Here is an 18,637-nt window from a genome sequence, read left to right as displayed (position 1 = left end):
TTTCCCCCAGTCTCCAGCGATCAGCCGAACCGCTTGGCGATCACCGCATAGGCGGCGCGCAGGCCCAGCGCCTCGCCGCCCTCCGGACGGCCTGGGCGGGCAGAGCCGTTCCAGGCATAGGTATCCAGATGCGCCCAGGGCGTCTCCTTCGACACGAATTCCTGCAGGAACAGCCCGGCGGTGATGGCGCCGGCGAAGCCGTTGGTGGTGACGTTGTTGATGTCGGCCACCTTGCTGTCCAGCCCCTTGCGGTAGGGCGCCCACAGCGGCAGCCGCCACATCGGGTCGTCGACCGCGGTCCCGGCCTCCGTCAGGTCGTTGGCCAGCGCGTCGTTGTTGGACATCAGCGCCGGCAGGTCGGGGCCCAGCGCCACGCGGGCGGCACCGGTCAGGGTGGCGAAGTCGATCAGCAGCTCGGGCTTCTCCGAGTCCGCCTCGGCCAGCGCGTCGCACAGGATCAGGCGGCCCTCGGCGTCGGTGTTGCCGACCTCAACCGTCAGGCCCTTGCGGGTCTTCAGCACGTCCAGCGGCTTGAAGGCGTCGCCCGACACCACATTCTCCACCGCCGGCACCAGCACGCGCAGCCGCACCGGCAGCCCGGCCATCATGATCATCCGGCCGAGCGCCAGCGCATGCGCGGCACCGCCCATGTCCTTCTTCATCATCAGCATGCCCGACGACGGCTTCAGGTCCAGCCCGCCGGTGTCGAAGCAGACGCCCTTGCCGACGATGGTCACCTTCGGATGGTCCGGGTTGCCCCAGCGCAGGTCGACCAGCCGCGGCGCCCGCGGGCTGGCGCGGCCGACGGCATGGATGGCCGGATAGTCGCGGTCGAGCAAATCCTGCCCCACGATCACCTCGACCGCTGCGTCGAACTCGGCGGCCAGATCCTGCGCCGCCTGGGCCAGCTCGGCTGGACCCATGTCGCAGGCCGGGGTGTTCACCAGATCGCGCACCAGCCAGGTGGCGGTCGCCGCCCGCTCCACCTCGCCGCGGTCGGCCTCCGCCGGCCAGACCAGGGTGGCGAAGCCCTTCTCGGGCGGCTTCCGGTAGCGGCTGAAGCGGTAGCTGCCGAGCGCCCAGCCCAGCGCCGCCCGCGTCGCCGCCCGCGCATCCAGCGCCGCATCGATCCGGTAGGAGCCGGCCGGCAGCGAGGCGGGCAGGCCGGCGAAGGCCCACAGATCGTCGACAGCCGACACGCCGGCCAGCACGCGGGCGACGGCGCCGTCCGGCCCAGGCAGGAAGACGGTCGATCCGGCCTCGCCGGTGAAGCCCACGGCCTTGACCCAGGAGGCGACGGCCGGCGACTGCGCCGCCAGCCAGTCGGCCAGACCGGCCTTGGTCACGGGGGTGAGGGCGACGGTGTCGGGACCGTCGACGGCAAGCAGGGTGGCGAGCAAGACGGGGAATCCTTTTCACGAGATCACGTCACGCATCCGATGCGGATGCCCATCCCCCAAGGATGGCGCGGCCGGCTCCGGCTGGAAAGGGGTGGCGTGAAACGGAGTGAAACGCTTTTCGGATGGATGTTTCCTTCGACCGGCATGGGCGACGGGCGTCCGGTTCGCCGACCCGGTTCACCGACAGCGACGTTCAGGGTATAAGTGCCTGTGATAATCAACCGGCGTTGCCGTCTATGATTGTGCTCGACATCGCCACCGTGCTGTTTCTGTACCAGTCGTCGCTTCTGGTGGGGGCGGCCGTGTTTCTGCTCGCGCGGTGGCGGGACGCCCCCGCCTCGGGATTCGGCACGCTGGCGGCGGCATTTTCCCTGGTGGGGTTCGGCGGCGTCCTGGCCGGCTTCGGCGAGCATGCCATGCTGCCGAAGCCGGTCTGGACCCTGGGCAGCCTGATGCTCGGTCTGGTCGGGCATGGATTGCTGGCGCTGGGGATGGAACGGCTGCGATCCGGGCGCCTGCCGCGGGGGTGGCGCCTGCTGGCGGTCTATCCGCTTGCGGTCTGGATCGTCGCCTGGGCGACCGGCTTCCACCTGGACAACCAGCTTCGCGCCACCGTTTTCCATCTGAATGCGGCGCTTTGCCTGATGCTGGCGGCGCGGATCGTGACCCGACTCCGGCGGGTCGAGCAGTTGCCGTCCTGCCGGCCGCTGGCGGCGGTGCTGGCGCTCAGCGGGGCGTCGTTCCTGCTGGGGGCCGCGGCCGTTCTCTTCGTCGCGGATTTCGTGCCCTGGCTGGCCTGGGAGTTCTTTATCCAGATCCTGGGCAATTTCGCCGTCTCGATCCTGATCTACAGTGTCGCGACCGACCGGGCGGAGCGCAAGCTGAGCCTGATGGCGGAACTGGACAGCCTGACCGGCGTCGGCAACCGGCGCTGGCTGGAACGGATGGTGCCCGGCCATCTGCGTCCCGGCGACACCGTCTTCTGCATCGACCTCGACCATTTCAAGCGGATCAACGACCGGTTCGGCCATGCCGCCGGCGATACCGTGCTGGTCGCCGTGGCGGCGACTCTGCGCAACCTGAAGCGCCCCGACGATGTGCTGGCGCGGATGGGCGGGGAGGAGTTCCTGCTGTTCCTGCCGGAATTGCGCACATCCGACGCGCTGCCGGTCGCCGAGCGGATCCGCGAGGCCATCCAGGCGATACCGTTCCAGCATCAGGGCGCCGCGCTGGGGGTGACGGCCAGCATCGGCGTCGCCCAGGTCGCCCGGCTGGGGGAACGCTGGCCCGACCTCGTCCATGCTGCGGACATGGCGCTCTACGAGGCCAAGCGCGACGGCCGCAACCGCGTCGCGCACGCGCCACGGGTTCCCCAGAACCTTGTGCCGGCGTAAGAAGGGGGAGCCGGTTGCGCGAATGCGCAATCCGTCGCTCCAACCGTTCCCATCGTATTTCCCTCCGCGCGAAAGGTGCCGTCCGATGTCCGATCCGACCCTGGTGATGGGGAACAAGGCCTATTCGTCCTGGTCGCTGCGCCCATGGCTGGCCCTCAGGCAGGCCGGGGTCGCCTTTGACGAGACGGGGATCGCCCTGCGCCAGCCGGACACCGCTGCGCGCATCGCCGAACGGTCGCCGTCCGGCCGCGTGCCCGCCCTGATCCATGACGGGCTGACCGTCTGGGACTCGCTGGCGATCTGCGAGTATGTGGCGGAACTGGCGCCGGAGGCCGGGCTGTGGCCGGCGGACCGGGTGGCGCGGGCGGTGGCGCGCTCGGTGTCGGCGGAGATGCATTCCGGCTTCGTCTCCCTGCGCACCACCATGCCGATGGACCTCAAGCGCGACCGCAAGGGCCAGGGCATGACCGAGGCGACCGCCGCCGACATCGCCCGGATCGAGGCGCTGTGGGCCGATGCCCGCACCCGCTTCGGCGGCCCGGCCGGCGGACCCTTCCTGTTCGGCGCCTTCACCATCGCCGACGCCATGTTCGCCCCGGTGGTGACGCGGCTGGAGACCTACGGCGTCGCGGTGTCGCCGGTGTCGCGCGCCTATATGGACGCCGTGCTGGCGCTGCCGGCGATGCGGGAGTGGATCGCGGCGGCCAAGGCGGAGCCATGGGAATTCGAACCGTGAGCTTCACCGTCCGCATTGCGCGGCCGGAGGACGCCCCGGCGGTGAACTCGGTGCTGTCGGCCTGCTACCCGACCCTGATGCCGGCCGGCTATCCGCCTGAGGTGATGGAACGGGTGCTGCCCATCATCACCCGCTCGAATCCGGCGCTGCTGAGCGCCGGCACCTATTACCTGGCGGAGGCCGCAGACGGCACGCCGGCGGGTTGCGGCGGCTGGAGCTTCGACTGGCCGGGCGAGCCGGCGCGTCCGCCCCAGCCTGGGCTGGCCCATGTCCGGCACTTCGCCACCCATCCCGACCGGCTGCGCCGCGGCGTCGGACGGGCGCTGCTCGACCGCTGCTTCGCCGATGCCGCCGCGGCGGGCGCATTGCGGATGCTGTGCTACGCCAGTCTGGTGGCGGAAGAGTTCTATGCCTCCGCCGGCTTCGTGGCGACCGGCTGGAATTCGATGGAGTTTCCGCCGGGCAACCGCTTCGACAGCATTGTGATGGAGCAGGATCTGTAGCCTGTTCCGATCGGCTGAAACGGAAAACGGCGCGCCGTCCTGCCGGATGGCGCGCCGTTCCCCTATCCGCCCGCCGCCCCGCCGGTGAGGGCGGGGCAGGGGGGTGTCGTCACTCCGCCGGGATGGCGCGCGGCAGGGTCACCGGCACGGCCAGACGGTGCAGCATCTCCTTCGGAACCACCTGCCAGAAGTGGCCGAGTTCACGCTGCCAGTCGTTGAGGATCTCGGCGGCGAAACGGCTCTGCGTCTCGGCGACGTGCTCCTCGATCAGCGTACGGAGCTGGGCCTCGTAATGGGGCACCTCGATCCGCTGGAAGATGACGCTCTCTTCGTTGATGAAGAGCGGCAGCGAGTCCTCCGGGTCGTAGATGTAGGCCATGCCCCCGGTCATGCCGGCGCCGAAATTGTCGCCGACCTTGCCCAGGATGACCGCCGTACCGCCCGTCATGTACTCGCAGCCGTTGGAGCCGCAGCCCTCCACCACCACGGTGGCGCCGGAGTTGCGCACCGCGAACCGCTCGCCGGCCTGACCGGCGGCGAACAGCTTGCCGGCGGTGGCGCCGTACAGCACCGTGTTGCCGATGATGGTGTTCTTGTTCGACTCCAGCGGGCTGCTGGTCGCCGGACGGACGACGATGGTGCCGCCCGACAGGCCCTTGCCGACATAGTCGTTGGCGTCGCCCATCACCTCCAGCTTGATGCCCTGGACCGCGAAGGCGCCCAGCGACTGGCCGGCGGTGCCGCGCAGACGGACGGTGATGTGGCCGGGCTGCAGCCCGAACATGCCGAACTTCCGCGTCACCATCGACGATAGCCGCGTGCCGATGGCGCGCTGCGTGTTGCGGGCGTTGTAGGCGAGCTGCATCTTCTCGCCTTCCTCGAACAGCGGACGGGCGTCGGCGACGATGCGGGCGTCCAGCGTGTCCGGAACCTCGTTGCGGCCCTGGAGCGTGCAGTAGCGCGCGTTCTCGCCGGGATCGACCTGGGCCAGCAGCGGGTTGAGGTCGAGGTCGTCGAGGTGGGCGCCGCCGCGGCTGACCTGATGCAGCAGGTCGGTGCGGCCGATCACCTCGGTCAGCGAGCGGAAGCCCAGCTTGGCCAGGATCTCGCGGACCTCTTCGGCCAGGAAGGTGAAGAGGTTGACGACCTTCTCCGGCGAGCCGACGAACTTCTCGCGCAGCTTCTCGTCCTGCACGCAGACGCCGACCGGGCAGGTGTTGGAATGGCACTGCCGGACCATGATGCAGCCCATGGCGATCAGGCTGGCGGTGCCGATGCCGAACTCTTCCGCGCCGAGCATGGCGGCGATGACGATGTCGCGGCCGGTCTTCAGGCCGCCGTCGGTGCGCAGCCGCACGCGGTGGCGCAGCTTGTTCAGCGTCAGGACCTGATGCACCTCCGACAGGCCCATCTCCCAGGGCAGGCCGGCGAACTTGATCGAGGTCTGCGGGCTGGCACCGGTGCCGCCGGAGTTGCCGGAGATCAGGATGATGTCGGCGTTGGCCTTCGCCACGCCGGCGGCGATGGTGCCGATGCCCGACCGGCTGACCAGCTTCACCGTGACCTTGGCGTCCGGGTTGATCTGCTTCAGGTCATAGATGAGCTGCGCCAGATCCTCGATGGAATAGATGTCGTGGTGCGGCGGCGGGCTGATCAGCATGACGCCCGGCGTCGAGTGACGCAGCCGCGCGATCATCTCCGTCACCTTGAAGCCGGGCAACTGGCCGCCCTCGCCGGGCTTGGCGCCCTGGGCGACCTTGATCTCCAGCTCGCGGCACTGGTTCAGGTACTCGGCGGTGACGCCGAAGCGGCCCGACGCCACCTGCTTGATGGCGGAGTTCCAGTTGTCGCCGTTCTTGTCGGGACGGAAGCGCGCCGGATCCTCGCCGCCCTCGCCCGAGTCGGACTTGGCGCCGATGCGGTTCATCGCGACGTTCAGCGTGCCGTGCGCCTCGGGCGACAGCGCGCCCATCGACATGCCCGGTGTGATGAAGCGCTTGCGGATCGAGGTGATGCTCTCGACCTCGTCAACCGGAACGGCGGCCTTGGTGGTGCGGAACTCCAGCAGGTCGCGCAGCTGCATCGGCGGCCGCTTGTTCACCTGCTCGGAATACTTCTTGAAGGTGGTGTAGCTGTCGTTGGTAACGGCCTGCTGCAGGGTGTGGATGATCCCACCCTCCCAGCCATGGCGGTCGCCCGACTTGCGGAAGCGGTAGAAACCGCCGACCGGCAGCGGCAGCGCCTCGCCGGCATAGGCCAGCGCATGCTGCTCCAGAACCTTCTTCTGGATGCCGTTCAGGCCGATGCCGGAGATGCGGCTGACCATCGCCGGGAAATGCTCGGCGACCAGGGCGCGGCTGAGGCCGATGGCCTCGAAGTTGCCGCCGCCGCGATAGCTGCTGATGACCGAGATGCCCATCTTGGACATGATCTTCAGCAGGCCGTCGTCGATGGCCTTCTTGTAGTTCGTCATCGCCTTTTCCAGCGACAGCGAGCCGAGCAGGCCGCGGCGCTGGCGCTCGGCCACCGCCTCCTGCGCCAGATAGGCGTTGACGGTGGTGGCGCCGACGCCGATCAGCACCGCGAAGTAATGGGTGTCCAGGCACTCCGCCGTGCGCAGGTTCAGCGAGGTGAAGGTGCGCAGGTTGGAGCGGATCAGGTGGGTGTGGACCGCGCCGGTCGCCAGGATGGCCGGGATGGCGGCGCGGGCCGGGCCCATCGCCTCGTCGGTCAGGGTGACGTGGTTGGCGCCGCCGCGCACGGCGTCCTCCGCCTCCTGGCGGATGCGGCGCAGCGCGTCGCGCAGGGCGTCGGGGCCGCCGTCCACCGGGAAGGTGGCGTCGATCACCGCCGCGGTGTCGGCCATATAGTCCCGCATGGCGTGGAATTCGGCGGTGGTCAGCACCGGGCTGTCGAGTTGCAGCAACCGGGTCTGGCTCTCATCCTCGTCCAGGATGTTGCCGAGATTGCCCAGACGCGTCTTCAGGCTCATCACCCGGCGCTCGCGCAAGCTATCGATGGGCGGATTGGTGACCTGGGAGAAGTTCTGGCGGAAGAAGTGGTGCAGGCCGCGGTACTTGTCGGACAGCACGGCGATGGGGCTGTCGTCGCCCATCGAGCCGACGGCCTCCTTGCCGTCCTCCGCCATCGGGTGGAGGATCAGTTCCATGTCTTCCATGGCGAGGCCGAAGGCCATCTGGCGACGGCGCAGCTCCTCCTTCTCCATCTCCGACGGCTCGCCCTTCAGCGCGGCGGTCTTCACCAGCTCGTCCAGGTGCGTGGTGTTCTTGACCCACTGGCCCCAGGGCTTCTGGGCGGCCAGATGGTCCTTCAGCTCACGGTCGTTGAACAGCTTGCCGGCCTGGAGATCGACGGCGATCATCTCCCCCGGCCCGAGGCGGCCCTTCTCGACCACCTGGTTCTCCTCGATCTTGACCATGCCGGTCTCGGAGCCGCCGATGATCAGGCCGTCGGTGGTGATGGTGTAGCGCATCGGGCGCAGGCCGTTACGGTCCATGCCGCCGACGATCCAGCGGCCGTCGGTCATCGCCAGCGCGGCCGGGCCGTCCCACGGCTCCATCACCGAGTTGCAGTAGGCGATCAGCGCCTTGTGGTTGTCCGGCGTGGTCTGCGAGCTGGTCAGCGCCTGCGGCACCAGCATCATCTTGACCATGGGGGCGGTGCGGCCGGCGCGGACCATCACCTCGAACACGCTGTCGAGCGCGCCCGAGTCCGACAGGCCGACGCCGATCACCGGCTTCAGGTCGCCCATGTTGGCGCCGAACACCGGATGCTCCATCCGGGTCTCGTGCGCCTTCATCCAGTTGACGTTGCCCTTCAGCGTGTTGATCTCGCCGTTGTGGGCGAGCATGCGGAAAGGCTGAGCCAGCGGCCAGGTCGGGAAGGTGTTGGTCGAATAGCGCTGGTGGTAGATGGCGAAGGACGACTCGAAGCGGTCGTCGGTCAGGTCCGGGTAGAAGGTGGACAGCTGTTCGGCGAGGAACATGCCCTTGTAGATGATCGAGCGCGCCGACAGCGAGCAGATGTAGAAGTCGTTGATGCGCTCGTTCTGCACCGCCTTCTCGATCCGGCGGCGGATGATGTAGAGGTCGAGTTCGAACTGCTCGTCCGACACGCCCTTGGCGTTGCCGATGATGATCTGTTCGATCTCGGGCCGGGTGGCGTTGGCCTTCTCGCCGATGATGTCGACGTTGATCGGCACCTGGCGCCAACCGTAGATGTAGTAGCCGAAGGCCAGGATCTCGGTCTCGACGATGCAGCGGCAGGCTTCCTGGGCGTCCAGGCTGATGCGCGGCAGGAAGACCTGACCGACCGCCAGATTGTTCTCCGGCGGCAGGTGGCCGATGATCTTGACATGGTCCTTGAAGAACTTCTGCGGCACTTGGACATGGATGCCGGCGCCGTCGCCGGTCTTGCCGTCGGCGTCCACCGCACCGCGGTGCCAGACCGCCTTCAGGGCTTCGATGCCTTTTTCGACCACCGAGCGGCGGGGCTTGCCGTCGATCGCGGCGATGAAACCGACGCCGCAGGCGTCGTGCTCGTCGGCCGGATTGTAGGCGTGGGCAGTGGTCAGCGCCGCGGCGTTGGCGCGGAAATCGGCGACGAACTGCTCACCCTGGTTCAATTCGGTGGTCATGGAACGACCCTTTCACAGTCTGGACGTTGACCTGGGGGGCCGAAGGGAAGGCCCCCTGGGGTAGACGGTGTTCTAATAAGGAAGGAGCAGCTTACTCGGCCGCGACGGCCAGCTTGGGCGCGCCGACGGTCTGGGCGTAGGCGTGCATGGCGTCGGCGGCGTCGCGGCCGTCGCGGATGGCCCACACCACCAGCGAGGCGCCGCGGACGATGTCGCCGGCGGCGAAGACGCCGTCCAGGCTGGTCATCTTGGTGCGGTGGTCGACCAGCAGCGTGCCCCAGCGGGTGACGGTCAGGTCGGGCGAGCCGAACATGCCCGGCAGATCCTCCGGCTCGAAGCCGAGCGCCTTGATGACGAGGTCGGCCGGCTCGGTGAAGTCGGAGCCCTCGATCACCTGCGGGGTCTGGCGGCCGGTGGCGTCGGCGACACCCAGATGGATGCGGACGGCGCGGACGCCGGTCACCACGTCATTGCCGGTGAAGGCCTCAGGCGCGGCCTGCCAGACGAACTCGACGCCCTCCTCCTCGGCATGCGCCACTTCACGCTGCGAGCCCGGCATGTTCTTGCGGTCGCGGCGGTACAGGCACTTGACCGAGGTCGCACCCTGGCGGATCGCCGTGCGGACGCAGTCCATCGCGGTGTCGCCGCCGCCGAGCACCACCACCTTCTTGCCGGCGGCGTTCAGCGAGCCGTCGTCATAGGCCTCGACCTGATCGCCCAGGCCGACCCGGTTGGAGGTGGTCAGGTAGTCCAGCGCCGGCACGATGTTCTTCAGCCCCGAACCGGGGGCCTTGATGTCGCGGGCCTTGTAGACGCCGGTGGCGATCAGGATGGTGACGTGGCGCTCGCGCAGCTCGGCCAGCGAGGCGTCGCGGCCGACCTCGAAATTGGAATGGAAGATGACGCCGGCATCGGCCAGACGCTGGACCCGGCGGGCGACGACGTCCTTCTCCAGCTTGAAGCCGGGGATGCCGTAGACCAGCAGGCCGCCCATGCGGTCGTGGCGGTCGTAGACATGAACCTCGTAGCCCTTGGCGCGCAGCTCCTCGGCGGCGGCGAGGCCAGCCGGGCCGGCGCCGATCACGCCGACCGACAGCCCCAGCTCGCGGGCCGGCTTGCGCGGCTTGACCCAGCCGTTTTCCCAGGCGGTGTCGTTGATGTACTTCTCGACCGAGCCGATGGTGACGGCGCCGTGGGTCGACTGCTCGATGACGCAGTTGCCCTCGCACAGCCGGTCCTGCGGGCAGATGCGGCCGCAGATTTCGGGGAAGTTGTTGGTGGCCTGGGAGACCTCGTAGGCCTCCTCCAGACGGCCCTCGGCGGTCAGCTTCAGCCAGTCCGGGATGTTGTTGGAGACCGGGCAGTGCACCTGGCAGAAGGGAACGCCGCACTGCGAGCAGCGGTTGGCCTGCTCGCCGGCGCGCTCGTTGCTGAAGCGGGCGTAGATCTCGGCGAAGTCCTGGCGGCGGTCGGCGGCAGACCGCTTGTCGGGCATCTTCTGCGCGGTGTGCACGAAGCCCAACATTTTCTGGTTCGCCATGACGTCTGCTCCTTGCTTCGCGGCCCCGCCCGCTGTCGCGGGGGCATCGCCTTGCTGGGCCTGACCGGGGGCTGCGGCTGTGGCCTACACCGACCGGCTGGGTTGAAATCGAACGTCCGCGAAGTGGCGGACGCTCGTCATATAACGCATGCGCCCACCCCGCGGAAGCACAAAAACACCGATAGGTCCGGTTTGTTGACCTTTTCTTCCGCAAGGCTGTAATGCGTGGGCGTGGCGTTGGGGTGTCACAAAAACGCGACAGAAAATTAGTCCCAATTCAGGACTATCGCCCGAATAGGGGTACCGACCCCACGCCATCGCCAAGCCCGGCCACCGCCTGCTATAAGCGCTGCAACATTCACCGTGCCGAAGGCTGCGTGCCGCGATGATGATCGATCAATATCTGGACGCCACCCTCCTGGGGCTGATCGAGGGGCTGACCGAGTTCCTGCCCGTCTCCTCCACCGGCCACCTGATCATGCTGGACGAACTGCTGGGCTTCGAGGGCCCGCCCGGCAAGGTGTTCGAAGTGGTGATCCAGCTCGGTGCCATCCTGGCGATCTGCGTGGTCTATTTCCAGCGGCTGTGGCATGTCGCCACAGGGCTGAAGGACGACCCCGGCGCCCGCCGTTTCGTGATGGCGGTGGTCATCGCCTTCCTGCCGGCGATGGTGCTGGGCGCCGGCCTGCACGGCATTATCAAGTCGGTGCTGTTCAACCCCACCGTGGTCAGCATCGCGCTGATCGTTGGCGGCATCGCCATCCTGCTGGTGGAACGGCTGATCCCGGTCGCCCGTTATCATAAGATCGAGAATTTCTCCGCCCCGCTGGCGCTGAAGATCGGCTTCTGCCAGTGCCTGGCCCTGGTGCCCGGCGTGTCGCGGTCGGGTGCCAGCATCCTGGGCGCCCTGCTGATGGGCGTCGACCGCAAGGCGGCGGCCGAGTTCTCCTTCTTCCTGGCGGTACCGACCATGGCCGGCGCCACCGTCTACGACCTCTACAAGAACTGGTCGGTGATGAGCCTGGACAGCGGCCTGCTGATCCTGGTCGGCTTCGTCACCGCCTTCATCGCCGCGGCCCTGGTGGTGAAGACGCTGGTCGACTTCGTCGGCCGCTACGGCTTCACCCCGTTCGGCTGGTACCGCATCGCCGTCGGCACCGGCATGCTGGCGTTCCTGTATTTGTAAGCGTCACCTGCAACCCTCAAACCACCCGCCGCGGCACCGCACGGGCCGCGGCGGCGGCCATGCCCAGCGCCAGCAGCGCGATCATCGCGAAGGCGGTGGCGAGGCTGGTGGCCTCGGCGATGAAGCCGACCAGCGGCGGACCGGCCAGCACGCCGGCATAGCCCATGGTGGACACCGCGGCGACCGCATGATCGGGATGACCGCTGTCCACCGACCCCGCGGTGCTGAACAGCACCGGGACGATGTTCGACAGGCCGATCCCGGTCAGTCCGAAGCCGACCATCGCCAGCACCGGCGCTCCCCCCGCGACAATCCCCCCGGCCAGCACGCATCCCAGCCCGGCGGTGGCCAGCAGGCCGCCGGCACGCATCAGCGTCGCCCCGCCGAAGCGGTGGCGCAGCCGGTCGCCGCTGAACCGCCCGGCCGCCATGGCGGCGCAGAACACGCCGAACCCCATGCCGGCGATGGAGGCCGGCGCGCCCAGATCGTCGCGCAGATGGATGGCGCTCCAGTCCAGGATGGCGCCTTCGCCCATGAAGGCCATCGCGGCGAGCAGGCCGAGCAGCAGGGTCTTGCGGTCGGGCAGCACCAGCCCGCCGCCGCCGGCGTTGCGGTCGGGCAGGAAGCGCCCCTGCAAGGCCAGGAACAGCGCCAGAAGCCCGGCCGACACCAGCGCGGCCTGCGCCGCCGGCGCCATCAGCGGCAGCAGCAGCCCGCCCAGGCCCGCTCCGGCTAGCCCGCCGAGGCTCCACATCCCATGCAGCGACGACATGATCGGCCGGCCCATCCGCCGCTCCACCAGAGCGCCCTGGGCATTCATCGCGACGTCCATGGTGCCGCCAGACGCGCCGAACAGCGCCAGCACGATGCACAGCGTCATCACGTCCGGCACCAGGGAGGGCAGGGGCAGCAGCCCGGCGAACAGCAGGGCGGTCACCCGCGTTACCGGTGCGCTGCCCAGCCGGCCCAGCAGCGGCCCGCTGGCGATCATCGCCGTCAGGGCGCCGACGGCAAGGCAGAGCAGGGCAGCACCCAGCACCGCCGGGCTGAGGTCCAGCCGGTTCTTCAGCAGCGGGATCTGCGTCGCCCACACGCCGAAGACGGTGCCGTTCAGGAAGAAGGCGACGACGGTCGCCCAGCGCGCGGCCGACGCCTGTTCCGCCATCCGGCCCGACACACCCCGGATATCCTCTGCTCCCGTCATCACCGTTCCCGCCTTGGTTGAACCGCCCACATGACGGCGGCGGCGGAGGAATTCAAGCGGCGATGGGGCAGGCGTGCCATGCCCGCGGCCCCCCGGTCCCCTCAACGCGAAAGCCCCGGCGCGGCGGCCGGGGCTTTCGGAAGGCACTGGGAACGGACCCGCCCGTGGGCGGGAGTTGCCTCAATGGGCGTTGTTGGTCATGCCGCTGTACTTGCCGCCGACGATGAAGCGCGACAGGTAGGTCGGCAGGATCACCTCGCAGGCCGCCAGCTCGGCGATCCCCAGATCCTTGAAGCCCAGCGCGCCCGGCGAGACGACGTTGTCCTGCTTCAGCAATGCCACCTGATCGCGGGTCAGGGCCGGGGCCAGCACCGGCACCTTCTCCAGGATGCCGGCCAGCGACTCGGCGGCGCTCCAGGGGATGGTCACCAGCGGGCGGTGGCGCTGGATGTTCTTCTGGGTCAGCTCCAGCAGTTCGCGGAAGGTATAGATGCGCGGGCCGCCCAGCTCATAGGTCTTGCCGCGGCTGGCGTCGCTGTCCAGCGCCGCCACGACGGCGTCGGCCAGATCGCCGACATAGACCGGCTGGAACAGGGTCTTGCCGCCGCCGATCAGCGGCAGGACGGGGGCCTTCTGCGCCATCGCGGCGAACTTGTTGAAGAAATTGTCCTCCGGCCCGAAGACGATGCTGGGGCGCAGGATGGTCGCCGCCGGGAAGGCGGACAGCACCGCCTGCTCGCCGGCCGCCTTGGAGCGGGCATAGACCGACGGCGAGGAGGCGTCGGCGCCGATGGCGGAGATCTGGACCAGCCGGTTGACGCCTGCCGCGGCGGCCAGCCGGGCGATGCGCGACGCGGCGTCGACATGCACGCCCTGGAAGCTCTGGCTCCCGCGCTCGTACAGCACGCCCAGCAGGTTGATGGCGACATCCGCCCCCTGGAGGGCGCGGGCGACCGACACGTCGTCGGTGCAGTCGGTGGCGAACGGCACGATCTGGCCGACGGCGCCGGCCGTCTTCAGGAAGCCGGCCTTGCCCGGGTTGCGGGTGGCGATGCGGATGAGGGCGCCCGACTTGGCGAGGCGCCGGATCAGGTGGCGGCCGATGAAGCCCGAACCGCCGAACACCGTGATAACCTGAGTGCGATAGGACATCGACCGTCTCCCGTGCCGTTGCGCGCCGAAACCGGGGTCTTCGCGCTTTTTGCGCGCGCCCCCGCGCGTCGTCCGACTGTGTGTCGCCATAGAGGGCTGCTGGAACTGCGGCCATGCTTATAGCGAATGGACCGCCCCCAATCTAGGGACTGCATCGTCGCGCCCGGCCCCGCCCCGGGAAAATCCGGCGAAAACCCGCGATGCGGCAAAAAAATGAAGGGGTCGGAAAAAAGCTGTTGACGCCTCCCGGCCGGATCATTAAACAACCGCCCACACACCGAGCACCGAGCCCAGGTGGCGGAATTGGTAGACGCGCAGGTTTCAGGTACCTGTGGCAGAAATGTCGTGGAAGTTCGAGTCTTCTCCTGGGCACCATTTCTTTCTACCCGGCTGCGCCGCATGCACAGCTCCTTCGATTGAGAGGGAGGCAGTGCAGAGCGGCGTTCGTCGTTTCTAGGGTCCATGGCCGGGGGCCTGACCACCCCGGGACGCGACCATGCCCATCGACCTTCATGACGGCGACCTCCCCGACGGCCTCGACCTCGGCGCCGGCGCCCGCGACAACTGCGTCGCCATCGACACCGAGACCATGGGGCTGAACCCCCACCGCGACCGTCTCTGCCTGGTGCAGCTGTCGGCCGGCGACGGTGCCATCCATCTGGTGCAGTTCCGCCCCGGCCAGTACGAGGCGCCGAACCTGAAGCGCCTGCTGACCGATCCCACTGTGACCAAGCTGTTCCACTTCGCCCGTTTCGACGTGGCGGTGATGAAGGCCTATCTGGGCGTCGGCTGCCAGCCGGTCTATTGCACCAAGGTGGCCTCCAAGCTGGTCCGCACCTTCACCGACCGCCATGGCCTGAAGGATCTGTGCAAGGATCTGCTGGGCGTGGAGATCTCCAAGCAGCAGCAGTCCTCCGACTGGGGCGCGCCCGAGCTGACCACCGACCAGATGAAGTACGCCGCGTCGGACGTGCTGCACCTGCATGACCTGAAGGCGAAGCTGGACGTCATGCTGGCGCGCGAGGGCCGCACCCATCTGGCCCAGGCCTGCTTCGACTTCCTGCCCGCCCGCGGCGAGCTGGACCTCGGCGGCTGGGAAACCCCGGACATTCTAGCGCACTGACGGCGAGATGATCGCTCCCTGACCGGGGCGGGAGAGGGAGCGATCTGCGACCAACCGCCCCCCGGCCGGGCGTGGATTTGACCCGGCGTCCCCCGATGGGCATACTGCTCGATGCGCCTGCCGGGAGACATCCGGGCAGGCGCCGTGTTTGTGAACGGCCCATCGCCGGGCCTTGCGAATGGAAGGCATCACAGCCTTGACCAGTGTTATCACGTCCAGCCTGAGCGGCAGCCTGACCGACGGTTCCACCGCCCAGGCAGTATCCAGCCCGGTGGAGAACCGCGATCTCGCCTGCGCCACCCGCGTCCTGCGGACCGAGGCCGATGCGCTGCTGGCGCTGGCCGGCAGCCTCGACGGCAAGTTCCTGCGGGCGCTCGACATCCTGCAGGGCATCGAAGGCCGCGTGATCGTCACCGGCATGGGCAAGTCGGGCCATGTCGCCCGCAAGATCGCCGCCACCATGGCCTCGACCGGCACGCCAGCCTTCTTCGTCCATCCGGGCGAGGCGAGCCACGGCGACCTCGGCATGATCGCCAAGATCGACGCGGTGGTGGCGCTGTCCAACTCCGGCGAGACGCACGAGCTGGCGGACATCATCGCCTACACCCGCCGCTTCGGCATTCCGCTGATCGGCATGACGCGGCGTGCCGCCTCGGCGCTGGCCGAGCAGTCCGACGTGGCGCTGGTCATCCCGCCGGAGCCGGAAGCCTGCCCGCTGGGTCTGGCACCCACCACCTCCACCACCATGATGCTGGCGCTGGGCGATGCGCTGGCGGTGGCTCTGCTGGAGCGGCGCGGCTTCTCCGCCGCCGATTTCCGCGAGTTCCACCCCGGCGGCCAGTTGGGCCGCGCATTGCTGAAGGTCACCGACATCATGCATAAGGGCGAGGATTTGCCCCTGTGCCGTCTTGACTCGCCGCTGTCCGACGTCATCTTCGAGATGACGGCCAAGCGGCTGGGCTGCGTCGGGGTGACCGACGATGCCGGGGCGCTGGTCGGGATCATCACCGACGGCGACCTGCGCCGTCATCTGACGCCGGAGCTTCTGGCGGAACGCGCGGACAGCATCATGTCGCCGCGGCCCAAGACCATCCGCCCCAAGGCGTTGATCGTCGAGGCGCTGCGCGAGATGAACGACAAGAAGATCACCACCCTGTTCGTGATCGAGGCCGACCGGCCGCTCGGCATCGTGCACATCCACGATGTCCTGCGCGCCGGTGCGGCCTGACGATTGTTCTGTCCATGATGGAAGCGAAGCGCCGAGCCGGAGGGACGAAGATTTGAGCCTGGACGACCTGCGCAGCCCCGACCGTACGACAGCCGGCCGCCCCGCCCCCGCCCCGAGCGCCGGGCAATCCACCTTCGGCGGCCTGTCCGCCGGCGCGCCGGACCTTCGCGCGCCGGCCGCCGCCGAACCGCCGGCGGCGCTGCGGGCGCACCGGCGGCGCGACACCCGTCCGGTCAGCCGGGTCTACAGCCGTTTCGTTTCCGCAATGAAGTTCGTGCTGCCGGCGGCGGCGCTGGCGATGGTGGCCCTGCTGGCGGCCTGGCCGTCGCTGAACAGCCCGCAGAGCGCCCGCGTCAGCGCCGACGCCGGGCAGAGCGAGATGCTGAAGCCGCGCTATTTCAGCCTGGACGAACACAACCAGCCCTTCTCGCTGGTGGCGGCCAAGGCCGACAAGTCGACCGACCAGCCCGACATCGTCCTGCTGGACGACCCGCAGGCGGAGATGACGGAGACCACCGGCACCTGGGTGACCATGCGGTCCGACAAGGGCTGGTACAACCAGAACACCGGCATCCTGCTGATGCGCGGCAACGTCCATGTGCTGCGCGACGACGGCAACGAGTTCACCACCAGCGAGGCCGAGGCCGACATCCGCAAGGGCAACGCCTGGGGCGACAAGGCGGTGACCGGCCAGGGTCCGCAGGGTGAGATCAACGCCATCGGCTTCCGCATGACGGACCGCGGCAAGAATGTCGTCTTCCTCAACCAGTCGAAGGCCGAGGTCCAGGCCGCCGAGCGCCCCGGGAGCAAGAAGCCGTGACGTCCAAACGGTCGCCATTCCGTCCCCCCACACTCCGTATTGCCCCATTTCGTATTGCCCTGACCCTGTCGGCCATCCTGGCCGGCGGGTTTTTCTCTTTCGGATCCCTGGTTCCAGGGCCGGCCTTCGCCCAGGGTCTGCCCGGCATGGGCGGCAAGCAGCCGGTGGAGATCAACGCCGATCAGGCGATCGAATGGCACCAGGACGTCCGCGCCTATGTGGCGCGCGGCAACGCGTCGGCCAAGCGCAACGACTCGACCGTCTTCGCCGACGTGCTGACCGCCTATTACCGCGAGGTTCCCGGCAAGGGGAACGAGGTGTTCCAGCTGGTGGCCGACGGCAACGTCCGCATCGTCAGCCCGACCCAGCAGGTCTATGGCGACCACGGCGTCTATGACGTCGACAAGCAGGTCGCCGTCGTCACCGGCCGGGATCTGAAGCTGATCACCACCAAGGACGTGGTCACCGCCCGCGACAGCCTGGAGTATTACGAGGCGCAGGACCTGACCGTGGCGCGCGGCGACGCGGTGGCGGTGCGCGGCAACGACCGGCTGCGCGCCGACGTGCTGATCGGCCGGCTGAAGAAGATGCCGGACGGCACCACCCAGATGGAGCGGATCGACGGCTCCGGCAACATCGTCGTCACCACCCCCACCGACGTGGCGCTGTCCGACAAGCTGGTCTATTCGGTCGCCGACAATGTCGCGGTGCTGATCGGCAACGTGAAGATCACCCGCGGCGACAACCAGCTGAACGGCGAAGCCGCCGAGATGAACATGAACACCAAGATCAACCGCGTCATCGCCGGCCGCGACGCCGGCGGCCGGGTCAGCGGCCTGCTGATTCCGGGTGAAAAGAACGGGCCCGGCGCGCCTGCGGGCAAGAAGCCGTGACCGTGCTGACCGCGAACGGGCCCGGCGCCGCTCCTGCCGGAAACATCGCTTCCGCTGCCGTCCCGACCGAAGGGCTGGTGGCCCAGCATCTCGGCAAGTCGTTCAAGAAGCGGCCGGTGGTGCGCGACGTCTCGATCAGCGTCCAGCGCGGCGAGGCGGTCGGGCTGCTCGGTCCCAACGGCGCCGGCAAGACCACCTGCTTCTACATGATCACCGGCCTGATCGCCGCCGACTCCGGCACGATCACGCTGGATGGCCAGGACATCACCGCGCTGCCGATGTACCGCCGCGCCCGGCTCGGCATCGGCTATCTGCCGCAGGAGGCCTCGATCTTCCGCGGCATGACGGTGGAGAACAACATCCGCTCGGTGCTGGAGGTGGTCGAGAGCGACCGCGACGCGCGCGAGGCGATGCTGGACGAGCTGCTGGCCGAATTCTCGGTCACGCATCTGCGCCGTTCCCCCGCCCTGGCGCTGTCGGGCGGCGAGCGGCGGCGCGTGGAGATCGCCCGCGCGCTGGCCGGACAGCCGCACTTCATCCTGCTGGACGAGCCGCTGGCCGGCATCGACCCCATCGCGGTGAACGACATCCGCGAGCTGGTCGGCCATCTGCGCGACCGCGGCATCGGCGTGCTGATCACCGACCACAATGTGCGTGAAACATTGGACCTCGTCGATCGGGCATACATTTTGCACGACGGTGTGGTACTAATGGAGGGACGGCCCGACGAGATCGTGGCGCACGAGGGGGTTCGCCGGGTCTATCTCGGTGACCGCTTCAGTCTGTAGCCCTCCGTTTCCA

Annotated in this window: 14 protein-coding genes and 1 tRNA gene; 10 read left to right on the top strand and 5 right to left on the bottom strand. The window is 68.6% G+C overall.

The genetic code is table 11. The features are described from left to right. Window positions 1-20: 20 nt before the first annotated feature. Window positions 21-1,400: a leucyl aminopeptidase family protein gene (locus ABNQ38_RS22900; protein ID WP_377808198.1), complete on the bottom strand. Its 1,380-nt coding sequence runs from the start codon at window positions 1,398-1,400 to the stop codon at window positions 21-23. Window positions 1,401-1,636: 236 nt separating this feature from the next. On the opposite strand from ABNQ38_RS22900, the gene ABNQ38_RS22895 reads away from it, so the two are divergent. The 3 genes from ABNQ38_RS22895 to ABNQ38_RS22885 all read left to right on the top strand — a co-directional run bounded on the left by ABNQ38_RS22895 (window position 1,637) and on the right by ABNQ38_RS22885 (window position 4,033). Beyond that, the gene (locus ABNQ38_RS22895; protein ID WP_377808197.1) at window positions 1,637-2,794 is read left to right on the top strand and encodes a GGDEF domain-containing protein; all 1,158 of its coding nucleotides are present in this window, start codon (window positions 1,637-1,639) and stop codon (window positions 2,792-2,794) included. An 85-nt stretch (window positions 2,795-2,879) separates the two neighbouring features. After that, a complete protein-coding gene (locus ABNQ38_RS22890) occupies window positions 2,880-3,530 on the top strand; it encodes a glutathione S-transferase family protein (protein WP_377808196.1) in 651 nt (216 codons plus the stop codon). After that, window positions 3,527-4,033: a GNAT family N-acetyltransferase gene (locus ABNQ38_RS22885; protein ID WP_377808195.1), complete on the top strand. Its 507-nt coding sequence runs from the start codon at window positions 3,527-3,529 to the stop codon at window positions 4,031-4,033. The genes ABNQ38_RS22890 and ABNQ38_RS22885 overlap by 4 nt, the downstream gene beginning before the upstream one ends. Window positions 4,034-4,142: 109 nt before the next feature. Here the strand turns inward: ABNQ38_RS22885 and gltB are convergent, their stop codons facing one another. Beyond that, on the bottom strand, window positions 4,143-8,690 hold the full coding sequence (gene gltB / locus ABNQ38_RS22880; protein WP_377808194.1) for a glutamate synthase large subunit: 4,548 nt from the start codon (window positions 8,688-8,690) through the stop codon (window positions 4,143-4,145). Between the two features lie 91 nt (window positions 8,691-8,781). Further along, window positions 8,782-10,230, bottom strand: a complete 1,449-nt coding sequence (locus tag ABNQ38_RS22875; RefSeq protein WP_377808193.1) for an NAD(P)-dependent oxidoreductase — start codon at window positions 10,228-10,230, stop codon at window positions 8,782-8,784. 385 nt (window positions 10,231-10,615) lie between these two features. Between ABNQ38_RS22875 and ABNQ38_RS22870 the strand changes: the two genes are divergently transcribed. Continuing rightward, a complete protein-coding gene (locus ABNQ38_RS22870; protein WP_109490477.1) occupies window positions 10,616-11,416 on the top strand; it encodes an undecaprenyl-diphosphate phosphatase in 801 nt (266 codons plus the stop codon). Between the two features lie 16 nt (window positions 11,417-11,432). On the opposite strand, the gene ABNQ38_RS22865 is transcribed toward ABNQ38_RS22870, so the two are convergent. Both ABNQ38_RS22865 and ABNQ38_RS22860 read right to left on the bottom strand, forming a co-directional pair. Beyond that, on the bottom strand, window positions 11,433-12,620 hold the full coding sequence (locus tag ABNQ38_RS22865) for an MFS transporter (protein WP_377808192.1): 1,188 nt from the start codon (window positions 12,618-12,620) through the stop codon (window positions 11,433-11,435). A 180-nt stretch (window positions 12,621-12,800) separates the two neighbouring features. Further along, complete coding sequence (locus tag ABNQ38_RS22860) at window positions 12,801-13,772, bottom strand: complex I NDUFA9 subunit family protein (protein WP_377808191.1); 972 nt, start codon at window positions 13,770-13,772, stop codon at window positions 12,801-12,803. 288 nt (window positions 13,773-14,060) lie between these two features. On the opposite strand from ABNQ38_RS22860, the gene ABNQ38_RS22855 reads away from it, so the two are divergent. The 6 genes from ABNQ38_RS22855 (at window position 14,061) to lptB (ending at window position 18,624) form a co-directional block, all read left to right on the top strand. Next, window positions 14,061-14,147, top strand: a tRNA-Leu gene (locus ABNQ38_RS22855). A gap of 121 nt (window positions 14,148-14,268) precedes the next feature. Continuing rightward, on the top strand, window positions 14,269-14,895 hold the full coding sequence (locus ABNQ38_RS22850; RefSeq protein WP_098740805.1) for a ribonuclease D: 627 nt from the start codon (window positions 14,269-14,271) through the stop codon (window positions 14,893-14,895). A gap of 178 nt (window positions 14,896-15,073) precedes the next feature. Then, entirely contained in the window at window positions 15,074-16,123 is a 1,050-nt protein-coding gene (locus ABNQ38_RS22845; RefSeq protein ID WP_377808190.1) for an SIS domain-containing protein, read from the top strand. A gap of 52 nt (window positions 16,124-16,175) precedes the next feature. After that, window positions 16,176-16,943, top strand: coding sequence for an LPS export ABC transporter periplasmic protein LptC (lptC, locus tag ABNQ38_RS22840; protein WP_377808189.1), 768 nt, complete (start codon window positions 16,176-16,178; stop codon window positions 16,941-16,943). A gap of 146 nt (window positions 16,944-17,089) precedes the next feature. Further along, window positions 17,090-17,836: an LptA/OstA family protein gene (locus ABNQ38_RS22835; protein ID WP_377808188.1), complete on the top strand. Its 747-nt coding sequence runs from the start codon at window positions 17,090-17,092 to the stop codon at window positions 17,834-17,836. Beyond that, on the top strand, window positions 17,833-18,624 hold the full coding sequence (gene lptB / locus ABNQ38_RS22830; RefSeq protein WP_377808187.1) for an LPS export ABC transporter ATP-binding protein: 792 nt from the start codon (window positions 17,833-17,835) through the stop codon (window positions 18,622-18,624). Before ABNQ38_RS22835 ends, lptB begins: the two co-directional genes overlap by 4 nt. The last annotated feature ends 13 nt before the right edge of the window (window positions 18,625-18,637 follow it).

This window comes from Azospirillum sp. A29 (assembly GCF_042604625.1).
In the GTDB taxonomy this organism is placed as follows: domain Bacteria; phylum Pseudomonadota; class Alphaproteobacteria; order Azospirillales; family Azospirillaceae; genus Azospirillum; species Azospirillum palustre.
The sequence above is the reverse complement of the archived record's forward strand: the minus strand, read 5'-3'. Positions and strand labels throughout refer to the sequence as shown.